This is a genomic window from Burkholderia sp. WTPI3, from assembly GCF_021483755.1.
Classification (GTDB): Bacteria; Pseudomonadota; Gammaproteobacteria; order Burkholderiales; family Burkholderiaceae; genus Burkholderia.
In genome coordinates this window covers 1-19,619 of the sequence record NZ_JAGIXF010000098.1, presented here as the reverse complement: position 1 = coordinate 19,619, position 19,619 = coordinate 1, and the positions used below count along the sequence as shown (strand labels likewise).

The 19,619-nt window shown below is 69.2% G+C and carries 20 protein-coding genes; 9 read left to right on the top strand and 11 right to left on the bottom strand.

Features of this window, described 5'->3' with window-relative positions; translation table 11 throughout:
• Positions 1-535: thiamine pyrophosphate-binding protein (locus J7024_RS31770; protein WP_268838621.1), on the bottom strand; the 535-nt coding region annotated here is incomplete at its 3' end.
• Between the two features lie 99 nt (positions 536-634).
• Here J7024_RS31770 and J7024_RS31765 point away from each other — a divergent pair.
• The 4 genes from J7024_RS31765 (at position 635) to J7024_RS31750 (ending at position 5,807) form a co-directional block, all read left to right on the top strand.
• On the top strand, positions 635-1,549 hold the full coding sequence (locus tag J7024_RS31765; protein ID WP_175751007.1) for a LysR family transcriptional regulator: 915 nt from the start codon (positions 635-637) through the stop codon (positions 1,547-1,549).
• A gap of 202 nt (positions 1,550-1,751) precedes the next feature.
• Positions 1,752-3,146, top strand: a complete 1,395-nt coding sequence (gene dalD / locus J7024_RS31760; protein WP_124827462.1) for a D-arabinitol 4-dehydrogenase — start codon at positions 1,752-1,754, stop codon at positions 3,144-3,146.
• A gap of 112 nt (positions 3,147-3,258) precedes the next feature.
• A complete protein-coding gene (gene xylB, locus J7024_RS31755) occupies positions 3,259-4,740 on the top strand; it encodes a xylulokinase (protein ID WP_124827464.1) in 1,482 nt (493 codons plus the stop codon).
• A gap of 59 nt (positions 4,741-4,799) precedes the next feature.
• On the top strand, positions 4,800-5,807 hold the full coding sequence (locus J7024_RS31750; protein ID WP_124827465.1) for a sugar-binding transcriptional regulator: 1,008 nt from the start codon (positions 4,800-4,802) through the stop codon (positions 5,805-5,807).
• 36 nt (positions 5,808-5,843) lie between these two features.
• Here J7024_RS31750 and J7024_RS31745 read toward each other — a convergent pair whose 3' ends face one another.
• From J7024_RS31745 to J7024_RS31710, 8 genes are all read right to left on the bottom strand, one after another.
• Entirely contained in the window at positions 5,844-6,953 is a 1,110-nt protein-coding gene (locus J7024_RS31745) for an ABC transporter ATP-binding protein (RefSeq protein WP_124827467.1), read from the bottom strand.
• A gap of 66 nt (positions 6,954-7,019) precedes the next feature.
• Entirely contained in the window at positions 7,020-7,733 is a 714-nt protein-coding gene (locus tag J7024_RS31740) for an HAD family hydrolase (RefSeq protein ID WP_234745794.1), read from the bottom strand.
• The gene (locus J7024_RS31735) at positions 7,730-8,581 is read right to left on the bottom strand and encodes a carbohydrate ABC transporter permease (protein WP_124827471.1); all 852 of its coding nucleotides are present in this window, start codon (positions 8,579-8,581) and stop codon (positions 7,730-7,732) included. The genes J7024_RS31740 and J7024_RS31735 overlap by 4 nt, the downstream gene beginning before the upstream one ends.
• The gene (locus J7024_RS31730) at positions 8,578-9,525 is read right to left on the bottom strand and encodes a carbohydrate ABC transporter permease (RefSeq protein WP_124827473.1); all 948 of its coding nucleotides are present in this window, start codon (positions 9,523-9,525) and stop codon (positions 8,578-8,580) included. The genes J7024_RS31735 and J7024_RS31730 overlap by 4 nt, the downstream gene beginning before the upstream one ends.
• A 102-nt stretch (positions 9,526-9,627) precedes the next feature.
• Entirely contained in the window at positions 9,628-10,953 is a 1,326-nt protein-coding gene (locus J7024_RS31725; RefSeq protein WP_124827475.1) for an ABC transporter substrate-binding protein, read from the bottom strand.
• 70 nt (positions 10,954-11,023) lie between these two features.
• Positions 11,024-12,382 carry a D-tagatose-bisphosphate aldolase, class II, non-catalytic subunit gene (locus tag J7024_RS31720; RefSeq protein WP_124827477.1) on the bottom strand — a complete coding sequence of 453 codons (1,359 nt, stop codon included), beginning with the start codon at positions 12,380-12,382 and terminating at the stop codon, positions 11,024-11,026.
• Positions 12,370-13,326, bottom strand: coding sequence for a sugar kinase (locus J7024_RS31715; protein WP_124827546.1), 957 nt, complete (start codon positions 13,324-13,326; stop codon positions 12,370-12,372). Before J7024_RS31715 ends, J7024_RS31720 begins: the two co-directional genes overlap by 13 nt.
• Before the next feature lie 50 nt (positions 13,327-13,376).
• Complete coding sequence (locus J7024_RS31710) at positions 13,377-14,153, bottom strand: L-iditol 2-dehydrogenase (RefSeq protein WP_124827479.1); 777 nt, start codon at positions 14,151-14,153, stop codon at positions 13,377-13,379.
• Between J7024_RS31710 and J7024_RS31705 the strand changes: the two genes are divergently transcribed.
• The 5 genes from J7024_RS31705 to J7024_RS31685 all read left to right on the top strand — a co-directional run bounded on the left by J7024_RS31705 (position 14,137) and on the right by J7024_RS31685 (position 17,586).
• Positions 14,137-14,373, top strand: a complete 237-nt coding sequence (locus tag J7024_RS31705) for a hypothetical protein (protein ID WP_175760875.1) — start codon at positions 14,137-14,139, stop codon at positions 14,371-14,373. The two genes, J7024_RS31710 and J7024_RS31705, sit on opposite strands and share 17 nt — an antisense overlap.
• 109 nt (positions 14,374-14,482) lie before the next feature.
• Positions 14,483-14,944: a Fur family transcriptional regulator gene (locus J7024_RS31700; protein ID WP_124827483.1), complete on the top strand. Its 462-nt coding sequence runs from the start codon at positions 14,483-14,485 to the stop codon at positions 14,942-14,944.
• A gap of 48 nt (positions 14,945-14,992) precedes the next feature.
• Positions 14,993-15,907, top strand: coding sequence for a metal ABC transporter solute-binding protein, Zn/Mn family (locus tag J7024_RS31695; protein ID WP_124827485.1), 915 nt, complete (start codon positions 14,993-14,995; stop codon positions 15,905-15,907).
• A 13-nt stretch (positions 15,908-15,920) separates the two neighbouring features.
• A complete protein-coding gene (locus J7024_RS31690) occupies positions 15,921-16,811 on the top strand; it encodes an ABC transporter ATP-binding protein (RefSeq protein WP_124827487.1) in 891 nt (296 codons plus the stop codon).
• The gene (locus J7024_RS31685) at positions 16,804-17,586 is read left to right on the top strand and encodes a metal ABC transporter permease (protein ID WP_124827489.1); all 783 of its coding nucleotides are present in this window, start codon (positions 16,804-16,806) and stop codon (positions 17,584-17,586) included. The genes J7024_RS31690 and J7024_RS31685 overlap by 8 nt, the downstream gene beginning before the upstream one ends.
• Positions 17,587-17,673: 87 nt before the next feature.
• On the opposite strand, the gene fghA is transcribed toward J7024_RS31685, so the two are convergent.
• Both fghA and J7024_RS31675 read right to left on the bottom strand, forming a co-directional pair.
• The gene (gene fghA / locus J7024_RS31680; protein WP_124827491.1) at positions 17,674-18,522 is read right to left on the bottom strand and encodes an S-formylglutathione hydrolase; all 849 of its coding nucleotides are present in this window, start codon (positions 18,520-18,522) and stop codon (positions 17,674-17,676) included.
• Between the two features lie 310 nt (positions 18,523-18,832).
• Positions 18,833-19,619, bottom strand: a 787-nt coding sequence (locus J7024_RS31675) for an FGGY-family carbohydrate kinase (protein WP_268838617.1), incomplete at its 5' end; no start/stop codon positions are given.

Genomic DNA, 19,619 nt, shown 5'->3' with positions numbered 1-19,619 from the left:
GTTCGGCGGGCTGGTCCCAGTCGTCGACCGGAATCGACACGAACACCGGCCCGCGCGGCTCCTGCATCGCGATCCGGTACGCGCGCGCGATCGCCGCCGGCACGTCCTGCGCCCGGGCGGGCTCGATGCTCCACTTCACGTACGGCTTCGGCAGCTCGGCGGCCTGCGTCGCGCCGAGGAACGGATCGAACGGCAGGATCGCGCGCGCCTGCTGGCCCGCGGTGACGATCAGCGGCGTGCGGTTCCTGAACGCGGTGAACAGGTTGCCCATCGCGTTGCCGACGCCGGCCGCCGAATGCAGGTTCACGACAGCCGCATTGCCGGTGGCCTGCGCATGGCCGTCCGCCATACCGACCACGACGGCCTCCTGCAGGCCGAGCACGTAGCTGAAATCGGCGGGGAAATCGCGGAACATCGGCAGCTCGGTCGAGCCGGGATTGCCGAACACGCGGTCAATGCCGAACTGGCGGAACAGGTCGATGACGGCGTCGCGGACGGTGATCGGTGCGGCGCAATGGGACGGGGTGCCGGACATGCTCGGGCGTCTCCTCGGTGGCTTGGCGGTTTCCACAGTATCGAAGCACGGGTCATTCTCGGATACTGTATTTTTTGCAAAAAGCCATTACGTTTCAGCATGACTTTCGATCTCCGACAATTGCGGGCATTCACGACCATCGTCGCGTGCGGCAGCCTCGGCCGCGCAGCCGACGCGCTGCACGTCACACAGCCGGCGCTGAGCCGGATCCTGAAGCGGCTCGAGGACCAGGTCGGCGCGCCGCTGTTCGAGCGCCACTCGAAAGGCGTGCAGCTCACCGCGTTCGGCGACGCGCTGCTGCCGCACGCGACGCTGCTGCAGCACGAGGCCGAGCACGCGCGCGAGGAGCTCGACGCGATGCGCGGCTTCGCGAAGGGCACGATCAAGGTCGGCGCGGTGGGCAGCATCGCGAGCCTCGTGCTGCCGGTCGCGGTCGGCCGCGTGCTCGATCGCTGGCCGAATCTGCGCGTCGAGATCCTCGAAGGCGTGTGGGACCGGCTCGCGGAAGGGCTGCACAAGCACGAGATCGATCTCGCGCTGTCCGCGCACGGGCCCGACACCGACGAGATCGTCGCGATTCCCGAGTGCCGGTGGGAGGATCGCAGCCATATCGTTGCGGCGCCGCACCATCCGCTGCGCGCGCTCGGCCGCGCGCCGACGCTCGCCGATACGCTGCACGCGCGCTGGGCGATTCCGCCGCGCGGCACCGCACCGTTCGATCACATGCGTGCGACCTTCGACGCGCATGGGCTGGCGCTGCCCGATATCGCGGTCGAGACGCGCTCGGTCACGACGTTGAAGAGCCTCGTCGCGCATGCGGGCTTCCTGAGCTGGATGGCCGAGCCGATGTACGGCGCCGAACAGCGCGCCGGCACGATCGACACGCTGCCCGTGAGCGAAGTCGTCGCGGTGCGCACGCTCACCGCATTCCGCCGCCGCCACGGCATTCTGCCCGGCCCGGCCGGCAAGCTGCTCGACGAACTCGTCGCATTGACGCGCGACGAAGCGCGCTGACCACCCGCCCCGCTGCCGCCGCGCGACGCTCTCGAATCGCCGGCCGCCGCAGCGCACCATCGAAATGCCAAGCCGTTGCCTTGACTTTCGCCTGCCTGAATACGATCATTCGCTCACATGACGAGCAAATGATCGTATTCGCCAGCATGGATCGTGGCGGCAGCCAGGCCGAGCGCGATCCGATCGCGACAGGAGACACCGGATGACCGAATCGCCCTCCGCCCGCACGCCCGTGCTGCTGCACATCGGTGCCGGCTCGTTCCACCGCGCGCACCAGGCGTGGTATCTGCATCGCGTGAACGCGGCCGTGCCGGCCGACGAACGCTGGTCGCTGACCGTCGGCAACATCCGCGACGACATGCGCGCGACGATGGATGCGCTCGCCGCGCAACACGGCGCATACACGCTGGAAACCGTCACGCCGCAAGGCGAGCGCGCGTACGAGGCGATCCGCGCGATCTCGCGCGTGCTGCCGTGGTCGATCGACCTCGCCGCGCTGATCGACGCCGGCGCCGACCCGGCGTGCCGGATCGTGTCGTTCACCGTCACCGAAGGCGGCTACTACCTCGACGAACACAACCGGCTCGACATCGCGAACGCGGATCTCGCGGCCGATCTGCAGGGCGCGCGCACGACGCTGTACGGCGCGCTCGCGGCGCTGCTCGCCGAACGCGTGAAGCGCGACGCAGGCCCGCTCACGCTGCAAAGCTGCGACAACCTGCGCAACAACGGCGCGCGCTTTCGCGCGGGCATGCGCGAATTCCTCGAACGGCGCGGCCAGACCGACCTGCTCGCGTGGTTCGACGCCCATGTCGCGACGCCGAGCGCGATGGTCGACCGCATCACGCCGCGCCCGACCAACGATGTGCGCGAGCGCGTGCGCGCGGCGACCGGCGTCGACGATGCGTGCCCGGTGATGGGCGAATCGTTCATCCAGTGGGTGATCGAGGACCGCTTCGCGGCCGGCCGGCCGCGCTGGGAGCTGGCCGGCGCGGAACTGGTCGACGACGTGCATCCGTACGAGGAGGCGAAGATCCGCATCCTCAACGCAACGCACAGCTGCATCGCCTGGGCCGGCACGCTCGCGGGCCACACGTATATCCACGAAGGGACGCACGACGCGGCGATCCGGCGCTTCGCGCACGACTACGTGACGCAGGACGTGATCCCGTGCCTCACCCCGAGCCCGCTCGATCTCGAACGCTATCGCGACGTCGTGCTCGAACGCTTCGGCAACCCGTACGTGCTCGATACGAACCAGCGCGTCGCGGCCGACGGCTTCTCGAAGATTCCCGGCTTCATCGCGCCGACGCTCGTCGAGTCGTTCGCGCGCGGCGCCGCGCCGGTCGCCACCGCCGTGTTGCCGGCGCTGTTCCTGCGCTTTCTCGAACGCCGGGCGCGCGGCCTGCTGCCGTATGCATACCAGGACGGCGTGATGGACGAAGACGCCGCGCGCGCGATCGTGGAAGCCGACGACCCGGCCGTCGCGCTGTGTGCGAGCCGCGCGCTGTGGGGCTCGCTCGCCGACAACGCCGCGCTGTTCGAAGCGCTGCGCGCGGGGCTCGCACGCGTGGACGCATGGCTCGCGCAGCGCTGACGCGGCCCGATATCCGGCAACCGGCCCGGCCGCGCATCCGGGCGAACCTGCGTTGGCATGCGCGCGTGCGTGCGGCTAAAGTAGCGGCTCCTCACTGACGGACGGATCGCTCATGTATCTCGGCATCGACCTCGGCACCTCGGAAGTGAAGGTGCTGCTGCTTGCCCCCGACGGCACGGTGGTCGGCACCGCGGGCACGCCGTTCACCGTGTCGCGGCCGCACCCGCGCTGGGCGGAACAGCATCCGGACGACTGGTGGCAAGGCACGCTCGCCGCGCTCGCGGCGCTGCGCGAACGGCATCCTCACGCGTTCGCGCAGGTGCGCGGGATCGGCCTGTCGGGCCAGATGCACGGCGCGGTGCTGCTCGGCCGCGACGACCGCGTGCTGCGCCCGGCGATCCTGTGGAACGACATGCGCAGCGCCGACGAATGCGCGCTGCTCACCGAACGCGCGCCCGATCTGCACGCGCTGGCCGGCAACCTGGCAATGCCCGGCTTCACCGCGCCGAAGCTGCTGTGGGTCGCGAAGCACGAACCCGACGTGTTCGCCGCCACCGCGTGCGTACTGATGCCGAAGGATTACCTGCGCTTCCGGCTCACGGGCGCGAAGGTGTCCGACCCGTCCGACGCGGCCGGCACGCTGTGGCTCGACGTCGCGCGGCGCGACTGGTCGGAGGCGCTGCTCGCCGCATGCGACATGACGCGCGACCAGATGCCGCGCATCGTCGAAGGCAACGCGCCGTCCGGCACGCTGCGCGCGGATGTCGCGCGCGAACTCGGGCTGTCGGAGGCCGTCGTCGTCGCGGGCGGCGGCGGCGACAACGCGACGAGCGCCCTCGGCATCGGCGCGATCCACGCGGGCGACGGTTTCGTGTCGCTCGGCACGTCGGGCGTGCTGAGCGTGGTCGGCGACCGCTTCATGCCGAATCCGGCGTCGGCCGTGCATGCGTTCTGTCACGCGATTCCCGATCGCTGGCAATTGATGAGCGTCGTGCTGTCGGCCGCGAGCTGCCTGCGCTGGGTCTGCAAGCTGACCGGCACCGACGAGCCCGCGCTGCTCGCCGAAATCGAAGCGCTCGACGCCGATGCGCTCGCGACGGCGCCGCTGTTCCTGCCCTACCTGTCCGGCGAGCGCACGCCGCACAACGATCCGTACGCGCAGGGCGTGTTCTTCGGGATGACGCATGCGACCGAACGCGCGCATCTCGGCTACGCGGTGCTCGAAGGCGTGACGCTCGGCCTCGCCGACGGCCTCGATGCACTGCATGCGGCCGGCGTCGAAACCGACCGGCTGTCGCTGATCGGCGGCGGCGCACGCAGCGCGTTCTGGGCGCAGCTGATCGCCGATGCGCTGAACGTGCACACGCGCCAGCACGGCGGCGGCGAAACCGGTGCGGCGCTCGGTGCGGCACGACTCGGCTGGCTCGCCGTCGGCGGTGATCCGCATGCGGTGCTGACCAAGCCGCCGGTGCGCGCCGAATACGCGCCCGACGCCGCGCGTCACGCGCTGCTGCGCGAGCGCCTCGACGCATTCCGCTCGCTGTACCGTCACGTGCGTCCGCTTTACGAACCGTCGCGCGCGCGGCTCGCGTAAACGCCGCCGCGGCGACGCACCGCGGCCATCGGCCGCGCGCCCGGCATGCGTTACAGTGGATGCCGTTGCGCCGCCCGACGGCCGGCCAAGATCCGAACCGAACCGCTATCGTGTCCAAGTCCTCAGAAAAACTCGATCTCGCCACGCGTGCCGCGTGGCTCTACTACGTCGCGGGCGACACGCAGAACGAAATCGCCGAGAAGCTGCAGGTGTCGCGCCCGGTCGCGCAGCGCCTCGTCGCGTTCGCGGTCGAGAAGAATTTGATCCGCGTGCGCGTCGATCACCAGCTCGCCGACTGTCTCGACCTCGGCGCGCAGCTGTCTAAACGCTACGGCCTCGCGATGTGCGAAGTCGTGCCCGTCGATGCCGACGCACCCGAAGCGATCGACCGCAAGCTCGCGGTCGCCGGCGCGCAGGTGATGGAGCGCTACCTGAACGAGACGCGACCGATGGTGATCGCCGTGAGCAGCGGCCGGACGCTGAAGGCCGCGGTCGCACAGATCGCGCAGATCGACCGGCCGCAGCACCGTCTCGTGTCGATGGTCGGCGCGATCGCGGCGGACGGCTCGTCGAACCGCTACGACGTCGCGCAGTACATCTCCGAGAAAACCGGCAGCAAGCACTTCCTGCTGCCCGCGCCGCTGTTCGCCGACAGCGCCGCCGAGCGCGCGCAATGGTGCAATCACCGGTTGTACCGGATCGTCGATACGCTGTCGGGCAAGGCGGACGTCGCGTTCGTCGGGATCGGCAACATCGGCCCGCACTGCCCGCTCTACGAAGACGGCTTCATCACCGAGCAGGAGCGCGACGAGATGACCGCGCTCGGCGCGGTGGCCGAACTGCTCGGCGTGCCGATCGACGCGCAGGGCAAGCGGATCGACGTATCGACGAGCGGGCGCGTGACGAGCGTCGCGCTCGACACGCCGCCCAGGCGCCCGACGATCGCATTCGCCGGCGGCCCGAAAAAGCGCGACGCGGTGATCGCCGCGCTACGCGGTGGCTGGCTGTCGGGGCTCGTCACCGACGAAACCTGCGCACGCGCGGCGCTCGAAGCGAAGGCGGCCTGACGCCGCCGCACTTGCGCCGCTGACCGGCGCGCGCCCTCACGCCGCCTTCGCGTGCACGTCGAGCCGCCGGAACGCCTGCCCGTTTTCGTCGAACAGGTGGCAGTGCTCGGCCTGCGCATGCACGTGCAGCGCCTCGCCGGTGCGGTACGTGTCGAGCGGCGGAATCCGCGCGATCAGCCCGTCCGGTGCGACAGCCGACTCCGCGTACAGATACGCGGCATCGCCGAGCGATTCGACGGCCATCGTCCGCGCGGCCACACCGGTCGCCGCCTGCCCCACGATCAGGTGCTCGGGCCGCACGCCGACCGTCACCGTCGCACCGCGCTGCAACCCCGCCGCGTCGACCGCGACGCGCTGCGTCTCGCCGCTGCCGAAGCGCACCAGCACGCCCGTCGCATCTGCCGACTCGACCGTGCCTTTCAGGAAATTCATCTTCGGCGAGCCGATGAAGCCCGCGACGAACTGGTTCGCCGGCGCGTGATACAGCGCGTTCGGCGTGCCGACCTGCTGCACCGCGCCGCCCGACAGTACGACTATCTTGTCCGCGAGCGTCATCGCCTCGACCTGGTCGTGCGTCACGTAGATCATCGTCGTCTTCAGCTCGTCGTGCAGCCGCGCGAACTCCAGCCGCATCTTCACGCGCAGCGCGGCGTCGAGGTTCGACAGCGGTTCGTCGAACAGGAACACCTTCGGCTTGCGCGTGATCGCGCGGCCGATCGCGACGCGCTGCCGCTGGCCGCCCGACAACTGCTTCGGCTTGCGGTCGAGCAGGTGATCGATGTGCAGGATCTTCGCGGCCTGCTTCACCGCCTGGTCGATCTCGGGCTTCTTCGCGCCGGCGAGCTTCAGGCCGAACGCCATGTTGTCGTACAGCGTCATGTGCGGATACAGCGCATACGACTGGAACACCATCGCGATGCCGCGCTTCGCGCTCGGCACGTCGTTGACCTTCGCGCCGTCGATCAGCAGGTCGCCGCTCGAGATGTCCTCGAGCCCGGCGATCATCCGCATCAACGTGGATTTGCCGCAGCCGCTGGGCCCGACGAACACGACGAATTCGCCGTCGGCGATGTCGAGGTTCACGTTGCGCAGCACTTCGGTGTCGTCGTAGCGCTTCGCGATGTTGCGCAGGAGCACGCTTGCCATGGTCTGTCTCCGTTCGTTCGTGATGCGCCGCGTCGATCGAGCGCGGCGCGCAATCGTTCGTGGTTGCTAGTTCGGCAGCACCGCGCCCGTCGCCTGCCAGCGCGCGACGTAGCCGGGCAGCTCGTGCATGTCGTCAAATACGTGACGCGCGCCGATCCCGCGCAGCGCGTCGATCTGCGCGGCCGACGCATGGCCGCCGCCGACGAAGCCGAGCACGGTCATGCCGGCCGCGGCGGCCGCGGTGATGCCGGTCGCGCTGTCCTCGACGACGAGGCATTGCGCGGGCACGACGCCGAGCGCGTGCGCGGCCGCGAGATACACGTCGGGCGCCGGCTTCGGGCGCGCGACGGCGTCCGCGCAGAACAGCCGGTCGCCGAAGAAGCGCGCGAGGCCGGTGCGGGCGAGCGCCGCCTCGACGTATGCGCGGTAGCTGTTGCTCGCGCACGCCGTGGTCAGCCGGATCGCGGCCAGCGCCGCGTCGATGCCGTCGACCATCGGCGCATTGACGGCCGCTGCCTCGACCGCGCGGCGAATCGCATCGACATCGTCGGCCGACAGCCTGCGTCCGGCCGCGTCGCCCGCGCCGGCCAGCACGCGCTCGATGCGCAGCCCGAGCAGCGGCATCACCGCCCGTCGTGCATCGACACCCGGCCAGCGCGCATCGAGCTCGCGCACGATCACGTCGGCGGCCACGGCCTCGCTGTCGATCAGCACGCCGTCGCAGTCGCAGATCAGCACGTTCGTCCCTTCGCTCGCGCCGCCTTTGCCGGCCGCGCTCATTTGACCGCTCCGAACGTGAGGCCGCGCACGAGCTGCTTCTGCGACAGCCAGCCGACGATCAGGATCGGCGCGACCGCGAGCAGCGACGCGGCGGACAGCTTCGCCCAGAACAGGCCCTCGGGGCTCGAGTACGACGCGATGAACACCGTCAGCGGCGCGGCGTTCGAGCTCGACAGGTTGATGCTCCAGAACGCCTCGTTCCACGACAGGATCACGAGCAGCAGCGCGGTGGACGCGAGCCCCGGCAGCGCCATCGGCATCAGCAGGTAGACGATCTCCTGCCATGTCGATGCGCCGTCGATGCGCCCGGCTTCGAGAATGTCCTTCGGGATCTCGTTGAAGTACGTGAAGGTCATCCACACCGCGATCGGCAGGTTGATCAGCGTGTAGACGATCACGAGACCCGACACGGTATCGAGCAGCCCCGCGTTCTTCCACAGCAGGTAGATCGGCACCAGCACGCCGACCGACGGCATCATCTTGGTCGACAGCATCCACAGCAGCACCTTCTGCGTGCGGTGGTTCGGGAAGAACGCCATCGCATAGGCGGCCGGCACCGCGAGCAGCAGCGAGATCACCGTGACGCCCGCCGAGATCAGCACCGAATTCCACGCGAACGCGAAGTAGTTGCTGCGTGCGAACACCTCGCGGAAGCTGTCGAGCGTCGGCACGAAGAACAGCGTCGATGCATACGCCTGCTGCTCGGTCTTGAATGCGGTGATCGCCATCCAGAAGATCGGGAAGAACAGCAGCAGCGCGATGAGCCACGCGAGCGCGCCGGGCAGCGCGCGCCGCACGAGGTCGAACGCAGCCGGCATGCGCCGGCCTTCGAAAGTGAGGTCGCTCATTTCTCGTACTCTCCCTTCAGGTTGCGCGCGAGCATCCGCACGAGGAAGAACGACACGACGTTCGCGACCACGACGGCGATGATCCCGCCCGCGGACGCGAGGCCGACGTCGAACTGCTGCAGGCCGAGCGCATAGATCAGGTACGACAGGTTGGTGGTCGCGTCGCCCGGACCGCCGCCCGTCGTCGTGTAGATCTCCGCGAAGATCGACAGCAGGAAGATGGTCTCCATCATCACGACCACGGCGATCGCGCGCTTCAGGTGCGGCAGCGTGATGTAGAAGAACATCGCGATCGGGCCGGCGCCGTCGATGCGCGCGGCTTCCTTCTGCTCCTGGTCGAGCGACTGGATCGCGGTGAACAGGATCAGGAACGCGAACGGCAGCCACTGCCACGCGACGATCATGATCACGGCGGTGAGCGGGTAATCGGCGAACCAGTCGATCGGCGTCATCCCGAGCGCGCGCATCGCGGTCGCGACGAGCCCGTACACCGGATGCAGGATCATGTTCTTCCAGATCAGCGCGGCCACCGTCGGCATCACGAAGAACGGCGCGATCGCGAGCAGGCGCGCCACGCCCTGCCCGTAGAACTTGCGGTCGAACAGCACGGCCATCAGCACGCCGCCGACCACCGTGATCGCGAGCACCGCGCCGATCAGCACGAGCGTGTGCCAGATCGCGGGCAGGAACGACGGATCGGTCGCGAGGAAGCGATAGTTGTCGAGCCCGGCAAAGCCCTTCACGTCCGGGTTCAGCAGGTTGTAGCGCGAGAACGAATACCAGATCGTCATCGCGAGCGGAATCGACATCCACAGCAGCAGCACCGCGACGGACGGCGAGACGAGCCAGCGCGCGCCGCCGCGCGCGCGGTGCGGTGCGCCCGGCGGCGACGCCGCGTCGCCGACCGACGGCGCGTGGCTCAGGGGAAGACGTAAATGACGCATGATCGGAGTCCCTCCGGTTGAGGCGCGGGTGCGAACGGCCTGCCCGCCTTTCTGCTGGCGCGGCCCGCACCGTGCGCGACGACGCGCACGGTGCACGCCGCGTTACTTCTTGTAGCCGGCCTGACGCACCGCGCGGTCCGCCGCGGCCTGTCCGGCGGCGAGCGCCTGGTCGACCGTCATCTGGCCGGCCACCGCTCCGGCGATCGCCTGGCCGACCACCGTGCCGAACGACTGGAATTCAGGAATCCCGACGTACTGCACGCCCGTGTACGGCACCTTCTTCAGCGACGGATCGTTCGGATCGGCCGTCTCGATCGCCTTCAGCACGAAGTCGGAGAACGGCGCGGCAGCCTTGTACTCGGGGCGCTGGTAGGTCGACGTGCGCGTGCCCGGCGGCACCGACGCCCAGCCTTCGTCCTTGCCGACCATCTCGACGTACTGCTTGGAGGTCGCCCACGCGATGAACTTGCGCGCGGCGTCCTGCTGCTTCGACGTCTTCGGCACGGCCAGCGCCCACGCCCACAGCCAGTGCGAGCCCTTCGGCGTGACGGCGACCGGCGCGGCCGCAAAGCCGATCCTGTCGGCAACCTGCGACTGCTGTTTGTTATAGAGCATCCCGGCCGCGACCGTCGCGTCGATCCACATCGCGCACTTGCCCGATGCGGTCAGCGTCAGGTTCTCGTTGAAGCCGTTCGAGCTCGCTCCCGGCGGGCCGTCTTTCTTCAGCAGATTCACGTAGAACGTGATCGCCTTCTTCCACTCGGGCGACGTGAGCTGCGCGTTCCAATTCTCGTCGAACCAGCGCCCGCCGAACGTGTTCACGACCGTCGACACGTACGCCATGTTCTCGCCCCAGCCGGCCTTGCCGCGCAGACAGATCCCGTAGGTGCCCTTCGCCTTGTCGGTGAGCTTGTCCGCGAATTCGGCGATCTGGTCGTAGGTCGGCTGGTCGGGCATCTTGAGCCCCTTCGCCGCGAACAGGTCTTTCCGGTAGAACGTCATCGAGCTTTCGACGTAGAACGGCAGCGCGTAGAGCTGGCCGTTGTACGACAGGCTGTCGCGCGCGGTCTTCACGATGTCGTTCAGGTCGTAATCGGAGGGCAGCCCCGTCATCGGCGCGAGCCAGCCGCGCTTGCCCCACTGCGGCGTCTCGTAGGTGCCGATCGCCATCACGTCGAACTGGCCGCTGCCGGTCGTGATGTCGGTGGTCGCGCGCTGGCGCAGCACGTTCTCCTCGAGGATCACCCAGTTCAGCTTGATGTCGGGGTTCGCCTTCTCGAACGCCGGCGACAGCTTCTTCAGCTCGATCATGTCGGGGTTGTTCAGCGTCGCGATCGTCAGCGTGCCGGCGGATGCGGCGCAGGCGGCCGTCGCGAACGCGGCTCCGGCGAAGCAGCGTACGGCGGCGTCGAGCATCTTTCGTTGCATGGCATGTCTCCTTATATCTTCGAACTGCGTCGTTATTGCATCGTTATTGCGTCGTTTCCTTCGCGGCCCGTCACGCCGGCCGCTGCATTCCGCACGCGCGCGCATAGTGCGCAATCACGTCGCGTATCCGATGGCGCACCCATGCGCGCGGCGCCTTCGCGAGGCCGCCCGCGCGGCACGCCGCGTACACGTCCGGCAGCCACTGCGCGACGAGCGTTTCGGGCACCGGTTGCCGCGCGAGGTTGTCGAACAGCATCTCGACCGCCGCCGCGACGGCCGGCTGCAGCCAGTAGTAACGGATCCTGTCGCTGTAGCTGAACTGGCGCGCGAGCCGCTGCTCGGTCTCGTCGCCGCGGTAGTACGGCGCCCAATGCTCCGGCTGCGCGCGCATCGCGGCATCGACGACGTCGCGCAGCCGCGAGCGCTGCGCGACGTCGTCGATCAGCGCATCCTCGATGAAGGTCAGCGCGAACAGCGCCTCGCGCAGCGCGAAGGTGAGCGCGGGACCGACCTTCAGCACCGCGAAGTGGTCGCGCACGAGCGCGGCGAGCGCGCCTTCGGTCTGGTAGTCGGTCGAATGCGCTTCGAACACGAGGCGCGGCGTGCGCAGGATGCTTGCGCCGAGCGACGCGGCCTTCGTGCTGTCGTAGTCAAGCACGTGGCGATCGTCGAAGTCGACGCCCGGCTGCGCGACGATCGCGACCACGCGCGTCCATGCGTCGTCGAGCCCGGCCGCGGCGAAGGCGCTGCGGTGCGCGTCGAGCGTCGCGGCGATGCTGTCGCTGCGCGTGACCACGATGTGCATCATCGCGCCGCCGCCCGTGCCGCCGTCGCCCGTCATTTCGCCGCCCGGCGTCGGCACCTCGGTGCCGATCACGTAGACGGGTGCGGTGCCGGCACGCGCGGCCGCCTCTTCCGCCGCACGGCACAACCCGGCCGCACGCGCGGCGATCGTGCGATCGTCGAGCCGCGCGGGATCGTCCGCACAGGCCATGCTCGCATCGAGGTGAATCTTTTCGAAACCGGCTTCGACGTAAGCCGCGACCATCGCGGCCGCTTCTCGCATCGCGTCGGCCGCGCGGCGGTGCCGCCACGGGTTCGGGCCCAGATGATCGCCGCCGAGCACGAGTGCCGACGGCGCGAGCCCGCAGCGCTGCGCGATCGCATCGACGTCGCGCCGGAAGTCGGCGGGCGTCATGCCCGTATAGCCGCCGTGATGATTCACCTGGTTGCAGGTCGCCTCGATCAGCAGCGGCGAGCCGTCCGCTCGCGCGGCTTCGCACGCGGCTTCCAGCACGAGCCGGTGCGCGCTGCAGATCGAATAGATGCCGCGCTGCGCATCCGCGCGATTCGCGTCGAAAATCATCCGCAGCACGGCGTCGGCATGCGCGGTACGCGCGCGCTCGGCGGTGGAGGTCAGGCCGGACATGCGATACCTCGTTCGGTCAGGAAACGGTCGATCTCGGCGGCGCCGCTGTTGCCCTCCATCGGGCCGCGCCGCGTGACCGCGATCGCGCCGGCCGCGTTCGCACGGCGCAATGCCACGTCGATCGGCAGGCCGGCGACGAGACTCGCGACCAGCGTGCCGCCGAAGCAGTCGCCGGCGCCCGTCGGGTCGAGTTCGTCGACCGCGCAGGCCGGCGCGTCGACACGGCTCGCGCGATCGAACGCGACGCTGCCGGCCGCGCCGCGCTTGAGCACGACGCGCTCGAGCAACGGATGCGTCGCGAGCAGGCCCGCGATCGCGCGTTCGGCCGGCTGCGGCCCGCAAAGGAACGGCAGGTCGGCCTCGCTCGGCAGGAACAGGTGGCATGCGGCGAGCATCTCGTCGAGCGCCGCGCGCATCGGGCGAAATCCCAGCATCTCGCGCCGCACGTTCGGATCGAACGACACCTTCGCGCCGACGCGCGCCGCCTCGAACACGCCGCGCCGCACCGCCGCGATCGCCGATTCGCTCGTCAGCGACGAGCCCATCACGTGGAAGTAGCGGCAGCCGTCGAACATCGCGGCATCGACGTCGGATGCATCGACGCAGGCGGCCGCGCTGGTGGACAGCGTAAACACGAAGCTGCGCGACCCGTCGTCGCGATACGCGACGAACGCGGTGCCGGTCGGGCGTGCAACGCGGCGGATGCGCGCCACGTCGACGCCGTCGCGTTCGAGCCGCGCGACGATCGCGTCGCCGAACGCATCGCGGCCGACGCAGCCCGCGTACGCGACGCGCGCGCCGAGCCGCGCGGCCTGATCGGCGAAGATCGCCGGCGCGCCGCTCGGGAACGGCCCGGCGAACAGGCCCGGCGTGTCGAAACCCTGGCCGCGTTCGGCGGCGACGAATTCGGCCAGCAGTTCGCCGGCGACGACGATCTCGGCCATCATGCGTGCCCTCGTGGTTCGGCGGTTGCGCGTGCGAACGGCGCCATGTCTCAGCTCATCCAGTTGCCGCCGTCGACGTTCAGCGTCTGGGCGGTGATGTAGTCGGCATCGGCCGACGCGAGGAACAGCGCGGCACCCGTCAGGTCGCCGGGCACGCCCATGCGGCCGAGCGGCACGGCTTCGCCGACAAGCCGCTTCTTCTCGCCGAGCGGCCGGTTCTCGTAGCGTGCGAACAGCGCATCGACCTGCTCCCACATCGGCGTGTCGACCACCCCCGGCGCGATGCCGTTCACGTTGATCCGGTGCGGCGCGAGCGCGAGCGCGGCCGACTGCGTGTAACTGATCACCGCGGCCTTGGTCGCGCAGTAGTGCGAAACGAGTGCCTCGCCACGACGCCCTGCCTGCGACGACATGTTGACGATCTTGCCGCCGCGGCCCTGCTCGACCATCCGCTGCGCGACGGCCTGCATCAGAAAGAACAGCCCTTTCACGTTGACCGAGAACAGCCGGTCGAACACGTCCCACGATTCGTCGAGGAGCGGGCGCATGTCGAACAGCGCCGCGTTGTTGAACAGAATGTCGACGCCGCCGAAGCGCTCGGCGGCCGTGGTGACGATCCGCTCGATGTCGTCGCGGCGCGTGACGTCCGCGGTGACCGCCGCCGCGCGGCCGGGATTCGCTTCGATCAGCCGCGCGAGCGACCCGCTCGGCGGTTTCACGTCGACCAGCACGCAGCGCGCGCCCTCGTCCAGATAGCGTTGCGCGACCGCTTCGCCGATGCCGCTTGCCGCGCCCGTCAGGATCGCGACCTTGTTGTCCAGTCTCACTGGTTGTCTCCGGTTCGTTCTGCTGCACGAAGGCCGCGAGGTGAGCGAACGCTCGCTGGCCGATCAATTGCTCTATCGTTGGTCGAATGATCGGATACGCGATTCGCGCTGTCAAGGCGACGCGGCGGCTTTCGATGATGCGCTGCGGCACGGCGGCATGGGCCGCGGGCCGGGGACGCACGCCCGGCAACGCGCGGCGCGCTGGGTGCGGCGCGGCTGAAACGGCGATGATGGGGACGGAGTACAGGCGAAGCCGAGAATTCGGGCTGCACGGGGATGGGATACGTTATATCATCGCGATACTTCGTTTCATTCGCCTGCTTCACGCCATGGCCACCTCATCGTCCATTGACGCCCGGCTGTCCCGGGCCGACGCATTCGCCGCCGAGCACGGGCTCGCGTGGACGCCGCTGCGCCGTCAGGTCTACGAACGCGTGCTTGCCGCGCAGCGCCCGATCGGCGCCTACGACCTGCTCGCCGAGCTCGAACCGCAACGCGGCCGCGTGCCGCCCACGACCGTCTATCGCGCGCTGGATTTCCTCGTCGAACACGGCTTCATCCACCGGATCGAATCGAAGAACGCGTTCTTCGCGTGCTGCGAGATCGGCGTGCCGCATGAAGGCCAGTTCCTGATCTGCGATTCGTGCGGCGATACCGTCGAGATCCCTGGCAGCGACCTCGCGAAGCAGTTGTCCGCGAGCGAGCCCGCGCACGGTTTCGAAGTCCACCATCAGGTGGTCGAGCTCAATGGCCTGTGCGGGCACTGCAAGGGCAAGCCCGCGCAGCGCTGACGCAATGCGCACGGCGCCGTGCCGGCGCCCTTTCCAACGAGGAGTTCCATGCCTACTACCCTGAAGCGCGCGCCGCGGCGCGCCCTGTCGCTTGCACGCCTGTTCGCCGCCACGGCCGCCGCGCTGTCGTTCGCGGCGCCCGGCTTCGCGCAGGCCGCGACCGTCAACGTCGTCGCCGCGGAGAATTTCTATGGCGACGTCGCATCGCAGATCGGCGGCCACCATGTCGCGGTGACCAGCATCCTCAGCAATCCCGACCAGGATCCGCACCTGTTCGAAGCGAGCCCGAAAACCGCGCGCGCGCTGCAGCACGCGCAGGTCGTGATCTACAACGGCGCCGACTACGATCCGTGGATGGGCAAGCTGCTGTCCGCATCGAAGCAGGCTACGCGCGCAACAATCGTCGTCGCCGATCTGGTCGGCAAGAAACCGGGCGACAACCCGCACCTGTGGTACGACCCGGCGACGATGCCGGCCGCCGCACGCGCGATCGCCGCCGAACTCGGTCGCGCCGACCCCGCGAACAAGGCCGAGTACGATGCGAACCTGCAGAAGTTCGTCGCGTCGCTGAAGCCTGTCGACGACAAGGTCGCCGCGCTGCGCGCGCAATACAAGGGCGTACCGGTGACGGCCACCGAGCCCGTGTTCGGCTACATGTCGGATGCGATCGGCCTCGACATGCGCAACCTGCGCTTCCAGCTCGCGACGATGAACGACACCGAAGCCAGCGCGCAGGACGTCGCCGCGTTCGAGAACGACCTGCGCAAGAAACAGGTGCGCGTGCTGATCTACAACAGCCAGGCCGAAGAACCGATGACGAAGCGGATGCTGAAGATCGCGCGCGACTCCGGCGTGCCGAGCTTCAGCGTCACCGAGACGCAGCCGGCCGGCAAGACCTTCCAGCAATGGATGGCCGGCCAGCTCGACGCGCTCGCCGCCGCGCTGGCCGCCGGCAAGAAATGACCCCTGCTGCGAAATGACCGTCACTCCCCACGCACTCGCCGTCGATCGCGTCACGCTCGAACTGGGCGGACGCACGATCCTGCGCGACGTCAGCTTCTCGATCGAACCCGGCGAATTCGTCGGCGTGCTCGGGCCGAACGGCGCGGGCAAGACGACGCTGATGCGCGCGGTGCTCGGCCTCGTTCCCGTGTCGGGCGGCACGCTGTCGGTCGGCGGCGTACCGGTCGTGCGCGGCAACGCGTCGATCGGCTACATGCCGCAGATTCGCAGCGGCCTCGCGAATCGCCGGATGCGCGGCTACGACTTCGTCGCGATGGCCGCCGACGGGCACCGCTGGGGGCTGCCGCACACGAACGCCGCGACGCGGCGCGACGTCGACCGCGTGCTCGATCTCGTCGGCGGCCCGACGCTCGCGCGCCGGCCGCTGTCGGAACTGTCGGGCGGCGAGCGCCAGCGCCTGCTGCTCGCGCAATGCCTCCTCGGCAACCCGAAGCTGCTGCTGCTCGACGAGCCGCTGATCAGCCTCGACCCCAACCATCAGCGCGGCGTCGTCGAACTCGTGCGCAACGTGCAGCGCGAGCTCGGCATCACCGTGCTGTTCTCCGCGCACGAGCTGAATCCGCTCCTGAACGCGCTCGACCGCGTGCTGTATCTGGGTAACGGCGTCGCCGCGCTCGGCACCGTCGACGAGGTGATCACCAGGCCCGTGCTGTCGCGGCTCTACGGCTCGCCGATCGACGTGATGCGCGTGAACGGCAGGATCTTCGTGATGTCCGGCGACGTCGAAATCGAAAAGCACGATCACGAACACGAGGACGACGACGGTCATGCGCACGGCGGTGGCGGTGGCCACGGCCATCACCACCACGGACATGCTCATCCCGGGCAATCGCACGATGTTTGAATACGACTTCATGATCAACGCGTTCGCCGCGTCGGGGATCGTCGCGGTGCTCGCGGGCATCGTCGGCTACTTCCTGGTGCTGCGCGGACAAACCTTCGCCGGCCATGCGCTGTCGCACGTCGGCTTCACCGGCGCGACGGGCGCGGTGCTGCTCGGCATCTCGCCGATCTGGGGGATGGTCGGCTTCACGCTCGCGGCCGGGATCGGGATGGGCGCGCTCGGCGAACGGCTCGCGGGCCGCGACGTCGCGATCGGCGTGATCCTGTCGGGCGCGCTCGGCTTCGGGCTGCTGTTCCTGCATTTCTATACGTCGTTCGCGACGCAGGTCACAGCGCTGCTGTTCGGCAACGTGCTCGCGGTCAGCCACGACACGCTCGCGGTGCTGGCCGGCATCGGCGCGGTGAGCCTCGCCGCGCTCGCGCTGATCGCGCGGCCGCTGCTGTTCGCATCGCTCCAGCCCGAACTGGCCGAAGCCAAAGGCGTGTCGCTGCGCACGGTGTCGGTACTGTTCCTCGCGGTGTGCGCGCTTGCGGTCGCTGCGGCGACGCAGATCGTCGGCGTGCTGCTGGTGTTCACGCTGCTGGTCGGGCCGGCCGCGGCCGCACAGAACGTGGCGACGCGGCTGTCGACCGGCGTGCTGCTCGCTGCGCTGTTCGCACTGTTCGAAGCGTGGGTCGGGATCGCGCTCGCGTATCACACCGACTGGCCGACGAGCTTCTGGATCACCGCGTTGTCGGCGCTGGTGTACGGCGCGAGTCTGTTGCGGCGCCACTGATCGTCAAACCGCAAAAACGAAAACGCCGACGTGCCCCCGAGGGCAGCGCCGGCGTTTTTTATGCGCGCGGGGTGCAGCGCGCCGCACTCACCGCACCAACACGCGCGCATGATGCGCGATGTGATCGGCGATGAACGTCGAGATGAAGTAGTACCCGTGGTCGTAGCCCGGATGGCGGCGCAGCGTCAGCGGCTGCCCGGCCTTCGCGCAAGCGGCTTCGAACACGTCGGGGTTCAGTTGGTTCGGGAGGAACGAGTCGGCGAGGCCCTGGTCGACGAGGATGCCGTCCGCGAACTTCGGCGCATCTGCGCGCGCGACGAGTTCGCTCGCATCGTGCTGCTTCCACGCTTCGCGATCGGCGCCGAGATAACCGGAGAACGCCTTCTCGCCCCACGGGCAGCGCGTCGGCGCGGCGATCGGCGCGAACGCCGACACCGAGCGGTACAGGTCCGGGTGACGCAGCGCGAGCGTCAGCGCGCCATGCCCGCCCATCGAGTGACCGAAGATCCCGAGCCGCGCGCCGTCGATCGGCAGCTCGGCCGCGACGAGCTCGCGCAGTTCGCCCGTCACGTACGACTCCATCCGGTAATGCGCCGACCACGGCGCTTGCGTCGCATCGACGTAGAAGCCCGCACCGACGCCGAAATCCCACGCATCGGTCTCGCCCGCCACGCCCGCACCGCGCGGGCTCGTATCGGGCATCACGAGCGCGATGCCGTGCTGCGCCGCGTATTGCTGCGCGCCGCCCTTGATCGCGAACGTCTCTTCGGTGCACGTGAGCCCCGCGAGATAGAACAGCGCCGGCACGCGGCCGTGCGCGGCCTGCGGCGGCAGGTACACCGAGAACTTCATCGGCAGACCGATCGCCTTCGAATCGTGGCGATAGAAGCGTTGCTCGCCGCCGTGGCAAGCATGCGAAGAAACGAGTTCGAGCATGGGGTTTCCCTTCCGTTCAATACAGCACGATCGAGCGAAGCGATTCGCTCTCGTTCATCAGGTCGCGGCCGCCGTCGATCTTCCCGAGCGGCAGCGCGTGTAATCAGATCATCGACTTGCGTCTGTGTCGCGAAGCCAGCCCTCGGCGCTGCCCCGAGCGGCCGGCCCCTTGTAAAGCCAAACCACCCGGCACATGCGGCCCCTATCGTGCCGGGCATGATCGTCGATCCCGGTACGCGTCGTGTGCCGGAAACGGCCGTCGGCTTGCCTCGATGCGTCATCGCTGACGCACCCGGACAAGTGCCCGAGTTTAAACACCCGCCGTGAACCATGCATCCGTTCGCGCATACAGGTCGACGAAGCGTGCATGACGTGCGGCCAGCGCACGATCGTCGCGCGGCGTGGCGACCGGCGATGCGGCGGGCGCCAGCGTGTGCAACGCATCCTCGCGCCAGTGTCCGATGGCGATTCCCGCGAGCAGCCCGGCACCGCGCGTCGCCGCATTCGGACAGTCGACCGCGTCGAGCGATGCGCCGAGCGCGTCCGCGAGCAACTGGCGCCAGCGCGGATCGACCGAGCCGCCGCCCGCGAGGCGCAGCGTCGTCACCGGATCGGCATGGTTCGCATCGCGAATCGCATCGAGCCCCGCGCGCAAGGCGAACGCGACGCCTTCGAACGCCGCGCGCATCATCGCGCCGCGCGTGTCGCCGAGCCCGAGACCGAGCCAGCCGCCGCGCGCATCGGGGTTCATCCATGGCGAGCGCTCGCCCGTCAGATACGGCAGAAAACACAATCGCCCGGACGCCGGCTGCGCGAACGCGTCGTCGTATGCATCGGGCCAGCCCGCGTAGCCGAGCCAGCCGCGCACGGCTTCGAGCGCAAGCCCGACGTTCTGCATCGCGGCCATCGTGTAATAGCCGCCGCCAGCCGCCGTGCGATAGCGATGCAGTCCGCGCCGCGCAGGCGGCAACGTATCCGCGAGCACGACGATCTGGCCGCCGCTGCCGGTGGTCAGCAGTGCGTCGCCAGCCGCGGCGAGCCCGCTGCCGAGCGCCGCGCATGCGGTATCGGCGGCGCCCGTCGCGAGCGGCACGCCG